Origin of the sequence: Alteromonas sp. S015 (genome assembly GCF_036864485.1) — a bacterium.
GTDB lineage: Bacteria > Pseudomonadota > Gammaproteobacteria > Enterobacterales > Alteromonadaceae > Alteromonas.
Genome location: NZ_JAZETO010000008.1, coordinates 229,341 through 243,958, shown reverse-complemented (window position 1 = coordinate 243,958; position 14,618 = coordinate 229,341). Strand labels below are relative to the sequence as shown.

Annotated in this window: 10 protein-coding genes; 4 read left to right on the top strand and 6 right to left on the bottom strand. The window is 43.5% G+C overall.

The window, feature by feature from the left end; translation table 11 throughout:
- Positions 1–364 precede the first annotated feature (364 nt).
- Complete coding sequence (pssA, locus tag V7R42_RS16250; RefSeq protein WP_334021260.1) at positions 365–1,168, bottom strand: CDP-diacylglycerol--serine O-phosphatidyltransferase; 804 nt, start codon at positions 1,166–1,168, stop codon at positions 365–367.
- A gap of 373 nt (positions 1,169–1,541) precedes the next feature.
- On the opposite strand from pssA, the gene xdp1 (V7R42_RS16245) reads away from it, so the two are divergent.
- The 3 genes from xdp1 (V7R42_RS16245) to prsT all read left to right on the top strand — a co-directional run bounded on the left by xdp1 (V7R42_RS16245) (position 1,542) and on the right by prsT (position 6,433).
- Entirely contained in the window at positions 1,542–2,510 is a 969-nt protein-coding gene (xdp1, locus tag V7R42_RS16245; protein WP_334021259.1) for an exosortase-dependent surface protein XDP1, read from the top strand.
- Between the two features lie 178 nt (positions 2,511–2,688).
- Positions 2,689–3,516, top strand: a complete 828-nt coding sequence (gene xdp1 / locus V7R42_RS16240) for an exosortase-dependent surface protein XDP1 (protein ID WP_334021258.1) — start codon at positions 2,689–2,691, stop codon at positions 3,514–3,516.
- 103 nt (positions 3,517–3,619) lie between these two features.
- Positions 3,620–6,433, top strand: a complete 2,814-nt coding sequence (gene prsT / locus V7R42_RS16235; RefSeq protein WP_334021257.1) for an XrtA/PEP-CTERM system TPR-repeat protein PrsT — start codon at positions 3,620–3,622, stop codon at positions 6,431–6,433.
- An 18-nt stretch (positions 6,434–6,451) separates the two neighbouring features.
- On the opposite strand, the gene dld is transcribed toward prsT, so the two are convergent.
- The 5 genes from dld to rluD all read right to left on the bottom strand — a co-directional run bounded on the left by dld (position 6,452) and on the right by rluD (position 13,653).
- A complete protein-coding gene (gene dld, locus V7R42_RS16230) occupies positions 6,452–8,155 on the bottom strand; it encodes a D-lactate dehydrogenase (RefSeq protein WP_334021256.1) in 1,704 nt (567 codons plus the stop codon).
- A gap of 434 nt (positions 8,156–8,589) precedes the next feature.
- Positions 8,590–8,910: a hypothetical protein gene (locus V7R42_RS16225; protein ID WP_334021255.1), complete on the bottom strand. Its 321-nt coding sequence runs from the start codon at positions 8,908–8,910 to the stop codon at positions 8,590–8,592.
- Between the two features lie 243 nt (positions 8,911–9,153).
- Positions 9,154–11,730, bottom strand: coding sequence for an ATP-dependent chaperone ClpB (gene clpB / locus V7R42_RS16220; protein WP_334021254.1), 2,577 nt, complete (start codon positions 11,728–11,730; stop codon positions 9,154–9,156).
- A 167-nt stretch (positions 11,731–11,897) separates the two neighbouring features.
- Positions 11,898–12,653, bottom strand: a complete 756-nt coding sequence (gene pgeF, locus V7R42_RS16215; protein WP_334021253.1) for a peptidoglycan editing factor PgeF — start codon at positions 12,651–12,653, stop codon at positions 11,898–11,900.
- 16 nt (positions 12,654–12,669) lie between these two features.
- On the bottom strand, positions 12,670–13,653 hold the full coding sequence (rluD, locus tag V7R42_RS16210) for a 23S rRNA pseudouridine(1911/1915/1917) synthase RluD (protein WP_334021252.1): 984 nt from the start codon (positions 13,651–13,653) through the stop codon (positions 12,670–12,672).
- A 186-nt stretch (positions 13,654–13,839) separates the two neighbouring features.
- Here rluD and V7R42_RS16205 point away from each other — a divergent pair, with 186 nt between their 5' ends.
- Entirely contained in the window at positions 13,840–14,604 is a 765-nt protein-coding gene (locus tag V7R42_RS16205) for an outer membrane protein assembly factor BamD (RefSeq protein ID WP_014950072.1), read from the top strand.
- The last annotated feature ends 14 nt before the right edge of the window (positions 14,605–14,618 follow it).

The following is a 14,618-nucleotide window of genomic DNA, read 5'->3' as shown; positions in this document are numbered from 1 at the left end:
CCTAAATTTTTAAAGAACGTTACTAGCTTTTGCTAGCTGCCTCTCCCGAAGCGGATGCGTATCTTACAGCGCATCTTATTTTTGTCAACAACTTTTGTTTATTTATTTTTAAACTTGGTTTTTGACATCCTCATCAGTTGTTAGCGTTTTGCCGTTCCCTGTTGAGGAGGCGCGCATTCTACGCATTCTTGGCACATCGTCAACACCCTTTTTTAAATAAATACAAAAAAAGCGACCGTTCGGTCGCTTTTTAATCTATTAGCACATTTAACATGCGTTTATGTTCGAATGTAATTCTTTTATTACCTTAAAAAGACATGGTCTCTTAATTACTAAGCGTGGATAACTGTTTAAGGCTACGTAATTATTCTTGTGTATTGTCTACACTTTCACTGCTTCTCTTTTTATCGGCATTAAAGTCTGCATCTTCCTCGTGATCGCCTACCACGTCATCTAAAGTCACTTTCTCTACAGTGCGGAAAGTATTAATAGGACCAGCCAATGCATATAACGCAAATACGAGGAACAATACTAAAGCTGGCTCTGTTGCGACAACAACAAATATGAGCAACACAATAAGAAGACCAACAAACGGAACCTTGCCGTGCCAGTTGACTTCTTTGAAAGAGTTGTACTTGAAGTTGCTCACCATCAGTAAACCAGCTAAGCCAGTCACTGCAGCAACGATTAAACCATAGTCGGTACCTACAGCATTATATTCAACACCAACCCATACAAGACCAGATACAACAGCTGCTGCTGCCGGGCTTGCAAGACCTTGGAAGAAACGCTTATCGGCGATACCCACCTGCGTATTAAAACGAGCCAAGCGAAGCGCCGCACCCGCTACATATATAAAGGCAGCTAACCAGCCCAATTTACCCAGCTCTGTTAAACCCCAGTTGTACGCAACAAGTGCAGGCGCCACACCAAATGAAACCATATCAGCCATTGAGTCATACTCAGCACCAAAATCACTTTGCGTATTCGTCATTCGTGCCACACGCCCATCTAGGCCATCAAAAATCATAGCAACGAAAATAGCCACAGCAGCGGCTTCAAATCGGCCGTTCATTGATGATACCACGGCAAAAAAACCAGAAAACAACCCTGCTGTTGTTAATAAGTTGGGAAGTAAGTATATCCCTTTACGTTTTTGATCAGACATATGTCCTCATACTTCTACATACACAATGGCGCTAATTATTTCACAGATACGCGAGAACGCATAGCAAAGTAAAAAAGCGACCTCGTTCCCCAATACGCTATTTTATAGCGTTGTAAGCAATACGACCGCTTTGGATAATCTAACGAATAAACGTACTTTCCGCTTCTATCAATTCCATGCAGTGTCAGATGTCGTCTTAACATTCGCTAATAACAACGTATACGGCTAAATACCTTAAATAGCTCAGCGTTCATATATTATACAGGTCCATGTTGAAGTTAGGTACAAGCCAGACCGCGTACATATAAAGTTGCGCATAGGTCGTTTGGCGTGTACTTGGAGCGCTAAGCGCTTCATATATAGGGAAGCAATTATGCCAACGCTACCAAAAACACTTTCTTTGCAAACTGTTTTACTATTTACCACGGCTTTGTTATCTACCATTATCGTAAATCCAGTATCTGCTGCGTACCACAATAAACACAATTACTCTCAATGTGGCTCGCTAAGCAGTAATAATGATCAAAACACAGTGTGTAATTCGCCGCTAGGCGAACATACCTACAAACTTGTACGTGATGGTGTATACAACAGTGTTGATTCAACTAACTCATCAGTAAGTGTTGATGGCGTTAATATATCAATGTCTGCTTTCTCTGATACACATAAGGTTACTGGTGAGACCGTTGTTGGTGCACAACTAGAAAAAATCTCAAATAAGTGGGCTTACGGCGTCACAAACGATGATGAAGCACACTACAGCGGCGCCGCCGACCACGCCATTGACAACATTAACTATTATTATGCAGGAAGCAAGAAAGCTTATTACAGTGGCATGACAAATGTAGAGCGTGACTATGACTTTGTACTACTGTCATTTGATTCTGCTGTAACACTAACCGGGGCAAGTTTTTCATGGCTTTATAATGACAACGATAGTCAAGTATCTGTTGCTGCGTTAAGCAATACCTCGAAGCTAACCTCAGGAGTTAATACGTGGAGTGATATTGTTGCTGACGCGTTAACTTCTGCCTCTTTCGACATTGAAAACTGCGACTATTTAGATCACCGCGCAGATTTTTCTTTCACAGCATCGGCTCAATATTGGTTGGTTGGCGCGTATAACACCGTATTTGGCAATATTGGTGGCAGAGTAGGTAACGATGCCTTTAAGCTCGCGAACATTGGCTTTGCTGTTAACGAGGCAGCTGACACTCCCGATCCAACCGATACTCACGACCCAACCGAAGTAGCAGAGCCCAGCACGATAGGTCTTCTTATGGCTTCCTCACTCTTCGTAATGTGGCGTCGTAAAAAACCATTTAAGGAAATTAGACTTTAGATCACTAACGAGTGATATTATTTGTCAGTTTTTTTTACTCATTCACTCGCTCCTGAAAAAATATCTAAGTAAAACAACAACAAAAAAGCTGGCGTAATATATGCATTTAAGCACACATTAAAAGTCGAAGTTGTAAGTAGAGATGAAAAAATTATTTCCTTTATTTGTTTTGGTTGCGATGCATGTTAGTTCTGCTAATGCTGAAGATACGTTAATCAAAGAATATTCATATGATTTAATGGCACATAACGCGTCCGATGTATTAAGCCCCTCGGGAATTGATATAAATGGCGTAAATGTTTCGATATCTGCATGGGCGGATACTGCAACTTCATCACAGACTGATGTTCAATGGCAATGTCGGCGATGGGGATGTTATCCAAGGCAAGTCACAGTCACCCACGATCTTGACACTGTAGAATCAGCAACAGCACAACTCGTCAACGGCTGGGGATATGGAATAAGAAATGACCTGGAGTCTGGAGGCAGTCATCAAACCATCGATAACTATGGTGAAAGTATAAACGGAACGTTTGTAGATTCCTTTGAATATCTGCTATTTTCTTTTGACTCAGAAGTAAATATCTCCCAAATCGATTTCGGATGGCACGCGGGTTATGATCAACAAGTGTCTGTTGTATCAATCGCTAATTCGGCTGAGATAGAATCTGCCTCGTGGAGTTCTATTGTTTCAAACCAAACAACGCTTAACGCTATCTCTGCTTCTTTCAACATTGTTGGAAGCCAAAATAATGGGTCTGCAAATCTACAATCGTTAAGTAATACATACTCTAATTATTGGCTAGTGGGCGCTTACAATAAGACCTTTGGAGACATTGGTGGGCACGACTATAACGATGCTTTTAAAATATCATCAATTCAATTTGAAAGTAAGCTAACCCCACCTCCTCCACCACCACCTACACAAGTAAGTGAACCTGGTGCTTTAGCTTTAATGAGCTTAGGTTTGGGCCTTGTCCTTTACAGACGTAAGCGCGGCGTTTAATTGTTTAAAAATGCTTAGAAAACACGTATCTTTACAAGGTGGCTCAGGCCACCTTTTTTTTGCTATTTTAAGCCCGCAGCTAGGCCAAGTTACGAAGGTATATATGGATTTTTTTAATAATAAAAAGCGTCTTGTACAACGCGCTATTGTCTCTGCAGTTGCCTCATCACTAATCGTTTTCAATAGTTTCGCTACCACATCAGAAGATTATGAAAAAGCGCTGACAGCTTTTAATAAAGATGCTTACGACGAAGCATATATACACCTTAAAAATAGCCTCCAAAAAGATCCTGAAAATCTTGCTGCCAAAATCCTGATGGGTGAAATACTGCTTATCAATGGCTACTTAACCGCGGCAGAGATGGAGTTTGAAGAAGCGCTGGAAATGGGCGCCGATATTAACCTTCTCGCGGAGCCTCTCGGCAACACTTGGCTGTTTCTAAACAAATATCAAAAAGTCGTAGATTTCTCTGATTTAAACAAGCTGTCAGGCAAAGCAGAGCGCGAGTGGCTGCTGATACGTGCAACAGCATGCAGTAGGCTGCAAGACGAGACGTGCGCTTTGCGTGACTACAATACCATTGTTTCGCGTGCGCCTGATTTTGTACCAGCTATAAATGGGTTAGCTTCTATTGCCCTTCAAAATGAAGATTTATCTAAAGCGACGTCTCTTATCGATAAAGCCATGTCGTTAGAGCCAGAAAACGCAATAACGTGGCGCTTAAAGGGACAGCTCGCATACCGACAAGGCGATACCGACGCTGCAACTGCTCACTTGCAAAAAGCACTGACGTTTAACCGGGATGACCCCATCGCTCTGCGTAATCTCGTAGATTTGTATTTGGAGGCGAAAGACTACGATACGGCAAAACTGTTCGTAGATGAAATTATCCAGGATACGCCCAATGATCCGCTTGCCATTTTACTTAATAGCTGGCTTCAAAGCAGAGATAGTCAACAAGCTATTGACAATGAAAAGCTAAAAGAGCTTAACGATTTCATGGCTCAACTGGATCCTGAACTCATTACCTCTCAACCCATGTTGCTTTATATCAGTGGCCTAACCAACTTTTTTAACAACAACATGGAATCTGCTGCAAAAGACTTTAATGCTTATTTGCAACGGGAGCCTGGAGACTTGCAAGCCGTGTTGATGCTGAGCCAAGTTTATACGGCTACACAGCAGGACAAACAAGCGCTTTCGCTCCTAGAGCGTCATGAAAATGCGTTAATGGAAGAGCCAGACTCAGCGCTACTTTTGGGGGATCTATTCATTCGTCAAAACAAAGCATTTAAAGCTGAGCGCCTTTTGAAAAATCTCGAATACAAATACCCAAATGAAAACAAGCTACAGTTGTTTAAGATTAAGCTAATGGCTGCCAGGGGTAAGCAAGAGGAGGCGCTATCTGTTCTTGAAAAGAACTTACACACCAATAAAGATAACGCCGCTTTTCTTTTCACCTATTCATTAATGAATTTACAAGCCCAGCAGTTCAATAAAGCCTTAAAAGGAACAGATCTACTCAGTGCGCTTTTTCCTGACGAAGCAGAAGTATTCAACCTTAAAGCAGGTATATTGATTAGACAAGGTCGCTTAGAAGAAGCCAAGATAAACATAGAAAAAGCGCTAGCGCAAAATCCAACGCTTTTTCCCGCGAAATTTAATCTAGCAGCCACGGAAAGCCGTTTAGGAAATGTAGACAAGTCTAATCAGCTAGTAGAGGAACTACTTGCTCTGTCGCCCCAACACATTGAAACGCTGATGCTTAAAGCGTTCAATTTGACGAAAGCGAGAAACTTAGAAGAAGCGAAGCAAATTTATCTCGATATATTAACGCTAACCCCTTCGAATACAGGGGCTAGAGAACGCGTTTCTTCTTTGTATCAGCAACAAGGCGATACCAAGAATGCACTGTATCACTTAGACCTGTTAATAAAAGACGATTTCGACAATGCCGATTACCTCCTTCGTAAAACAGCCCTTCAGTTACAAGCCGGTGAACGTACCGATGCGGAAAAAACGCTAAGCATTGTAAGAAACTTTATCAATAACGATGCCGGCAGGTTAATCGTCTACGCCGAACAAGCTCGCACTATTGGTAAGAATGACAACGCGCTGAACGCCATGGCGCGCGCGAATGAAGTCGCGAGTACAAGCTCGTATGTCACTTTGCGATATGTTAGCTTGCTGTTGGATTTACAAAAAAACGATAAGGCCCAATCATTACTAACGGCCATTCCCAAAAGCGAACAACGAAACCCTGTTTATCACTTCTTGAAAGGCCGACTAGCTGCAAACAAGGGAAACAGTGAAACTGCTATCAAGGATTTCGCAAAAGCATTAGAAGTAGACGCTACATTTGCTCAGGCATTTATTGCCATCTATAACTACGCACTGAACGAACAGTTTATCGATGTATTTTTAAAGACCGCACGAAAGCTCGTGAGCGAAGATGAAAACAACCTGTTGGCAAAAAACCTATTGGCGCAATATTTGTTCTTCATTCAGGAATTTGATGAGTCGATAACACTCTATAAGGAACTGGTTGAGCAGCCAGATTTACTCAACCCTGCCGAGGCCTTCAATCGTTTGGCGATCATGCACATGGAGAGTTCGCTGGTCACTGCGAGAAACTATGCGAGTCGAGCCTACGACCTCCAACCAAATTCAGCGAAGATATTGGATACCTACGGTCATATCAAAGCGCTACAGGGAGATTACGAGGGCAGCCTTAAGATGCTAAGGGACGCGTTCTCCAGAGACGCCAATGATCCAAATATTCGCTATCACCTAGGATACACACTCGCCAAACTCAATAGAATTGAAGAGGCAAAAAAAGAGCTGGAATATGCTGTTAAAGTAGAGCGTCCTTTCTTTAACCGCCCCCAAGCGAGAACGCTTTTAGAGAGCCTTTAGGGCTCTCTTCATATATAGCTACAGACAACACGAACAATTGCGTTTGTGCTTTTCCATTTTGCCAATACCAGGGTTAAATGTATTGGTTGGGTCTAGCGCTTTATAAAATTCCTGCAAGTTGCTTTCAGCTTCATACAAATGGCCGACATTGTGTTCAGCAGGATATTTGGCACCACGGCAATCTAATAACGCCAACATATCTGCTTTGACTTTATTGATGTCGCTGCCCTTTTTAAGTATGTAATCTTGGTGGAAAACATGACAGAAAAAATGTCCGTAATAAAGTGGTTTTTCAATATGTTTGGCTATGTGCTCAGGCAAATTCTCTACCCAAAGCTCGTCATTTCGCCGCAACGCAATATCTAATGCTAAAATGTCCCCTACATGTTTGTGATGTAACGTTTGATAGCGAACCGCTGCACCGGCTGCAGCGAAACGCAACAAAAACGCCTTAGAGGCTTCTTCTTCACTACAGGTAATGAAGTCGCCATCTAACTTCTCTTCGTTAAATAGCTTTGCCAAAAGCGTTTTGGTCTCTTCGATGCCGCCATCGCTCATTTTAAGGATTAAATGATGCTCATACTTGTCGCGGTAGGTTCGAATACTAGAAGGGATTTGATCAGAAAAGAATCTACTACCAATCTGCATTACCCTATCGCTTAAATAAGCAGGGAGCAGCGGTAACTTGTTAAGCACAGCATCCACCCGCCCTTTAAGTGCAAACATTTTAGGTAACGCGTCAGTTCCCAAACGTTGAATGCTAATAATCGTATCTTTTCCGTAAACATCTGCAATATCAAACATTTCTCTATGAAGATATTCGCCCACTTCAGGAACATGTTTACATTGAGTTAATATATCTTTGCGGATACGAGTAAGTACAGAGGCATCATTCGTACCGATGTAGAACGTTTGTTCTCTCTTAGGCACTTCAAATGTGTCTAATCGTACCGCGAAAACAGCAATCTTTCCCGCGCAACCACTCGCTTCGAAAAGCCTTGTCGGATCGGCATTGAAACGACTTGGCGTGTCAGCATTCACATCACGAACAATGTGTTCATAATCACTTGCTGATGCTTTCTTATTGGTTTTAGTTAGGGATTTTGGAAAATTGCCTGATGAAAGGTTTCCAATAATTTCTTCTGGTGTACCGCCTAAATCTATTCCTAAGTGATTAACAAGTTTTAGCTCCCCGCTTTCATCTACCTGAGCAAACAAAGACAACTCCGTGTAGGCGGGCCCCCTTTTGACAAGCGCGCCACCAGAATTGTTTGCCACACCACCGACAATTGACGCACCTAAACAAGACGACCCAATCACAGAGTGAGGCGCACGCCCAAGTGGCTTTAGTGCCTTTTCAAGCTTAAATAGTGTTGCTCCAGGAAAGCTTAATACTTGCGTGCCATCGTTGACTAAAACAATATCGTCCATTGCTAGTGTATTTATAACTACGACCGGCCGATCGTAATCGCTACCGCTCGGTGTTGAGCCTTCGGTCAAACCCGTTTTCGCGGCCTGCATAATGATGATGCAGTTATACTTAACGCAAACCTTAAGCACGTCCCAATACTGCATTAGCGTATGTGGAAAGAGCACAGCCAATGCTTCGCCCTCTCCTGAACGCCACCCTTTGCGATAGTGTTCAGTTTGGCGCGTTCCCACAGCAAGGTTGCCTTCCCCGAGTACACGTTTAAAGGCGTCAATGATTGGGGTTGTTTGCATTTATAACTCCTCAGCACCGTGCGAAACGTTTTAGATACCCACTATTTTGTGCCGGCTATTGATGTAGAGACTTTAAATTTATAAGCCTTCCCCCCGACTCCTTTCCCGATGATACAGCATAATAGAAAGTTGGAATTATGATATTTTTAGCGTTGCTTCCTACCGGCCTATTCATTCTACCGTTGCCAAGCTCTGCATTCCAACGAACGTCGTTACACAGAGAAAAGGTAAATACCAAAGCAAATCAGCGCATGATGTGATTATCGAACGTGTCAGCATTCACTTTAATAGGTAAAGCTAACTAATATATGGTTGTCTGGGGGAATAAAGTACTCGTTCGCGCTTTGGAAACAAAACGAATTTAGGGTGTTAACTTTTCCTAAATTAACATAATCAGAGGCTTACTGGTAAAAGTTAATTGAGTAATAACGTGCTCAATAAAAAAATAACAAAAGACTACTCGTTGCTAAAACAGTAAGTGAAAGCAACAAAATTGACTGAAGTGTCTTCCCCCAACTTTGTGAAAACCAACTTAAACACAAAGACAGTGAAAATACGGTGAGAGCAGACATTATGGTATCTGCAGGTGAAAATGTCGCTTGATTTACACTTAATGCAAATACCGCAAAGCCTGTGCCCAATGCAGCAATTGCGCTAACGATAATACATAGGATGAAATGCCCACAAAGTCTCGCCAAATAGCGAGGCATTGAGCGCGAAGAAACTATCGCTTCGTTTGAATTATATATATGCATCGCAACCTCTATATTTTTCACACAACGAAGCTAATGATAATCATTACCATTATTAAATCAAGAAAATAAATTGGCTACATCTAGAAAAATAATCAAACGAGGAAGCGTATTTCCAGAGAGCTAGCAGGCGCATTTTTAGAATAGTTTTTTTCACATACGCCTTTTCCTATGGATTACCAAAGGATGGCCTGCTTCGAATTACACCGGCATTAAAAAAGGCACTGTTTCCAGTGCCCTTTCGTGTTAACTACTGACGACGAAAAGTCCGCTGTCATCCGCATCAATGCGTATAGTTGATTCCGGCACCAACTCACCAGCAAGCAATTGGTGCGCAAGTGGGTTTTCTACCTGTACTTGTATTGCCCGTTTAAGCGGACGGGCACCAAATACAGGGTCAAAGCCCGCGTCGGCCAATTTATCCATTGCAGCACTAGAAAGAGTGAGTTTGTACCCTTTTTCTGCAAGCCTTGCGCGAAGAGAAGCAAGCTGAATTTTGGCAATAGACTTAATTTGCTCTTTCCCTAATGGATGGAACACCACGATATCATCTACGCGGTTTATGAACTCTGGTCTGAAATGTTGCCCGACTACATTCATTACCGACGCTTTCATATCGTCGTACTGACTTTCGTTGTGCTTATCTTGAATGATGTCTGAACCTAAGTTTGACGTCATGATCACAACCGTATTTTTGAAATCTACCGTGCGCCCCTGTCCATCTGTTAGTCTACCGTCATCCAACACCTGAAGCAGAATGTTAAATACGTCTGGATGCGCCTTTTCCACTTCGTCCAATAATATTACAGAGTACGGTTTACGGCGCACCGCTTCAGTTAAGTAACCACCTTCTTCATAGCCAACGTAGCCAGGAGGCGCACCTACTAAACGAGCTACCGAGTGTTTCTCCATAAACTCAGACATATCGATGCGTATCATGGCATTTTCAGTATCGAACATAAAGCCGGCCAAGGCTTTGCAGAGCTCAGTTTTGCCCACGCCCGTTGGCCCTAAAAACAGGAATGAACCAATTGGCCGATTTGGATCGGCAAGCCCAGCACGTGAACGGCGGATGGCGTTTGATACCGCTTCAACCGCTTCTTCTTGTCCAACAACCCGTTTGTGAAGCACGTCTTCCATACGCAACAACTTTTCGCGCTCGCCCTCAAGCATTCGCGCTACGGGTATCCCTGTCCAACGTGATAGCACATCAGCAATTTCAATGTCCGTCACTTTGTTCTTAAGTAACGTAGTCTCACGCGTTTCGTTTTCAGCCGCTTGCTCTAGCTTTGCTTCAAGCTCAGGAATACGTCCATATTGAAGCTCCGACATACGATTTAAATCAGACGCGCGTCGGGCAATTTCCAAATCTAACTTTGCTTGTTCAAGCTCTCCCTTGATGGTTTGGGTTCCTTGCATGGCATCTTTTTCATCCAGCCACACTTTTTCTAGCTCTGAATACTTGGCTTCTGCTTGCTCGCGCTCTAGTTCAATCATTTCAAGGCGCTTGTGGCTGGCGTCGTCGGTTTCTTTAGCAAGTGCCTGCTCTTCCAGTTTAAGCTGGATAATACGACGCTCTAAGCGGTCCATATCTTCAGGCTTCGAGTCTATTTGCAAACGAATGCTGGACGCGGCTTCATCGATAAGGTCAATGGCTTTATCAGGCAATTGACGGTCACTAATATAACGGTGTGACAAACTTGCCGCTGCGACAATTGCAGGGTCGGTGATATCTACCGAATGATGTAATTCATAACGTTCTTTGAGGCCTCGAAGAATGGCAATGGTGTCTTCCACACTTGGTTCTTCAACCAATACTTTTTGAAAACGACGTTCAAGCGCTGCGTCTTTTTCAATATATTGGCGATATTCGTCTAGCGTGGTTGCGCCAACGCAGTGAAGTTCGCCACGCGCTAACGCTGGCTTTAACATATTGCCCGCATCCATTGCACCATCGCCTTTGCCAGCGCCTACCATGGTGTGCAGTTCATCAACAAACAGAATGACGCGACCTTCTTCTTTAGCCAGCTCATTAAGCACAGCTTTAAGACGCTCTTCAAACTCACCGCGGTATTTAGCCCCCGCCACCAACGCCCCCATATCTAGGGCAAGAACACGCTTATTCTTCAACCCTTCAGGCACTTCTCCGTTAATGATGCGCTGAGCCAAACCTTCAACAATCGCCGTTTTACCCACACCCGGCTCACCAATGAGTACTGGGTTATTTTTGGTTCTGCGCTGCAGCACTTGAACGGTACGGCGAATTTCGTCATCACGCCCTATCACGGGGTCAAGCTTGCCTTGCTCAGCTCGCTCAGTTAAATCAGTAGTATATTTTTCAAGGGCCTGGCGCACGTCTTCTGCATTAGGGTCCGTCACTTTTTGGCCACCACGCATATCGTCTATCGCGCTTTCAATGGCCTCTTTATTGATATTCAGGCTTTTAAGAATTTCTCCCAGCCGCCCTTTATCTTGTAGCGCCGCCAAGACGAATATTTCCGAGGTGATATATTCGTCTTTTCGCTGCTGCGCTATCTTGTCGCAAAGATTTAGCAAAATGCCACTGTCTTTACTTAATTGAACATCGCCCCCAATACCTTCAATACGAGGTAGGCGCTCAATAGCTTGGCTTAGCGCTGAGCGTAGCGCATTTACATTGATTTTTGCTTGGTCAAGCAATGGGCGCACTGAACCACCCTGCTGATTTAGCATGGCAGTCATTAAATGAACAGGTTCAATGTATTGATGATCTCGCCCCAATGCGAGTGATTGAGCATCGGATATTGCGAGCTGAAATTTACTGGTAAATCTGTCTAATCTCATAATCTCAACCTAATAAATGAACAATTATTTATGTTCTATTTATGTAGGCTGTACAATTGCGATTCAAGTACGAGATTAAAAAGTTAGGCAAAAAGACAATAAATAGTGACGCGACTTTGATTTAGCGCAAACATTTTGCAGGGTTTAACGTTGGCAAATGAATAGTATCAAAGAATACCTATCACGCTCACCATGCGTCCCGTCGAGCGCTTATTTTGATGTGTTGCTCTGCGATGAGAATAAAAGCGCGGCTCGTCAGAGTATGTACATAGATTGCTTTGGGTAACGTTCTCAACGCCTTCTTGTTGCAATTGCACCTGCGCCACTAGCGGCAAATCTAGTAAATACTTCCCTTTATTACTGCTTTTGGCTACGGCGCCGTCTATATGACGAAACTTACTAGCTAATAAAGCATCAACCTCATAACAACTACCACTGATTGCAGGCCCTATCCAAGCTATAAGTTTATTTGGTCCACACTTAAAACGCGACATAGTATTCTTGATAATGTAACTTTCAAGCCCTTTCCAACCCGCGTGAACTGCGGCGACTTCTTGACCACTTTCATCACATAAAAGTATAGGCACACAATCTGCGGTCATGACCGCACAACAATGTGATTTCGACGCAGAATAGGATGCATCGGCCATTGTATCTACGCTAGGAAGTGACACCACACGATTACTGTGAACTTGCTCTAACCACGTGATTTTTTCGCTGTGTGGGATTAAGCTTCTATTGGCTTTAACTAATAGAAGGTCATCACCCACGTGAGCCCCAACGTTCAAGCCTGCAAAATCACCGATGCTCGTGCCTCCTGCTCTTGTCGTTGTATAAGCAACAACGTTAGAAGGGCATGACCACGCTGGCGTAATGAATTCCAGCGTGGATGAATTAGGTGAATTTGCAGCGGACAATGTCACAAGTCTTACTCCCTGCTTAAAGCATATCTTGTGGATTTTCCGCGGTGTCCTTTTTCACGGCTTTGAGTAAGTCCTGCATATCTTGAGGGAGAGGTGCTTTCCATGTCATCCACTCTTCCGTTTCAGGATGAAACAGTGAGAGTTGAGCGGCGTGCAATGCCTGACGCTGGAAACCACGAAGAGCGGCGATAAATTCCTCAGAGGCGCCTTTAGGTAAACGAGGGCGTCCGCCATAAACCTGATCACCTAGCAATGGGTGCTTAATATGGGCCATATGAACACGAATTTGGTGGGTACGGCCAGTTTCAAGCTTCAAACGCAGGTGCGTATACGCGCGGAACTTTTCAATAACGCGATAATGCGTTACTGCAGGTTTGCCCATCTCGCGAACTGCCATGTGCGTACGTTTTGTGGCGTGTCGACCAATAGGCGCATCTACAATACCACCAGCAACCATTGTTCCTAAGGCAACGGCTTCGTATTCACGACTCATTTCCCGACGCTGCAATTGGTCGACAAGGTGTGTTTGCGCAGGTATTGTTTTTGCCACTACCATCAACCCAGTGGTATCTTTATCGAGTCGGTGCACAATACCAGCTCGCGGTACTTTATCTATTTCCGGGCAATGATTAAGTAACGCATTCAATACCGTACCGCTTGGGTTCCCGGCCCCCGGATGCACGACCAAATCAGCAGGTTTGTTTATGACTAAAATATGCTCATCTTCATAAACAATATTTAGCGCGATGTCTTGTGCTTCGCTTGTAACCTGTACGTCCATTTCGGCCTGTACAGTAACGAGTTCATCCATTTGCATTTTGTGGCGAGGCACGGTGATTACGTCACCGTTTACAGAGACATTCCCCTCTTGAATCCAAGTTTTTAACTTAGAACGGGAATATTCAGGGAACAAATCAGCCAAAACCTGATCTAACCGTAAGCCAAAATGCGCAGCTTCCGTTGAAGCTTCTAATTGTATTGTGTTCGGCGACTGTGTCATAACACCATTGATTGCGTCTAAAAAAGGGTATTATAACAAGTATTCACGCTGTACACTGCCTTGTTTACGTTTTTGTATGGTTTTTCTTATCGTTAGTGCGTTAGAATGCAATTAAAGTGTTGTTGTTTAACACATGAGCTTAGACAGCGAAGTATTAAAACTGTTTAGCAGGAAAAAAGAATTATTATGAAATCATTTCGTCTACTGGCCCCCGTTTTATTGGGTGCTATGGTATCTGTCGCAGGGTGTAGCTCTTCAGACAATGAAGAAAAAGCCGTATTAGCTAACATGGGTGCACAGCAACTCTATGACAGAGCGAAGCAGAGCATGGAAGTAGGTAATTTCAGCGCTGCTGCTCAAACATTAAGCGCACTGGATTCACGCTATCCTTTTGGCCCTTTATCGCACCAGGTACAGCTAGACCTTATTTATAGCTATTATAAGTCGGGTAAAAACGAAGAAACGCTTGCCACTATCGATAGGTTTATCCGTCTGAATCCAAATCACTCGGATGTTGATTACGCATATTACATGCGTGGATTAACCAACATGGAGTCAGATAGTAATCTTTTCCAAGAGTTAATGAACATTGACCGTACGGATAGAGATCCGTCGAAGTCACGAGCTGCATTTGAAGACTTCCGCAGGCTGATTCAGCAATATCCTGACAGTAAGTACGCCGCAGACGCGAAGCAGCGTATGGTTCATATTAAGGACCGTTTAGCGCGTTATGAAATTGCTATCGCACGCTTTTACATGCGACGCCAAGCTTATGTAGCCGCTGCAAACCGTGGCCGCTATGTCATTGAGCACTTTCCAAATACTACTCAGGTGCAGCAAGCTCTTGAAATCATGGTTTCTAGTTATGAACAACTTGGCCTAGATGAATTGCGCAACAATGCAATGAAGACTCTAAAGCTCAACTATCCTGACAGCGAATTTATCAGTTAGATCTGGCTATTCTG

Bases quoted from the DNA above. Each gene is read 5' to 3' on its own strand.
- pssA (WP_334021260.1), bottom strand. From the start codon at position 1,168: ATGTCTGATCAAAAACGTAAAGGGATATACTTACTTCCCAACTTATTA.
- xdp1 (WP_334021259.1), top strand. From the start codon at position 1,542: ATGCCAACGCTACCAAAAACACTTTCTTTGCAAACTGTTTTACTATTT.
- xdp1 (WP_334021258.1), top strand. From the start codon at position 2,689: ATGCATGTTAGTTCTGCTAATGCTGAAGATACGTTAATCAAAGAATAT.
- prsT (WP_334021257.1), top strand. From the start codon at position 3,620: ATGGATTTTTTTAATAATAAAAAGCGTCTTGTACAACGCGCTATTGTC.
- dld (WP_334021256.1), bottom strand. From the start codon at position 8,155: ATGCAAACAACCCCAATCATTGACGCCTTTAAACGTGTACTCGGGGAA.
- V7R42_RS16225 (WP_334021255.1), bottom strand. From the start codon at position 8,910: ATGCATATATATAATTCAAACGAAGCGATAGTTTCTTCGCGCTCAATG.
- clpB (WP_334021254.1), bottom strand. From the start codon at position 11,730: ATGAGATTAGACAGATTTACCAGTAAATTTCAGCTCGCAATATCCGAT.
- rluD (WP_334021252.1), bottom strand. From the start codon at position 13,653: ATGACACAGTCGCCGAACACAATACAATTAGAAGCTTCAACGGAAGCT.
- V7R42_RS16205 (WP_014950072.1), top strand. From the start codon at position 13,840: ATGAAATCATTTCGTCTACTGGCCCCCGTTTTATTGGGTGCTATGGTA.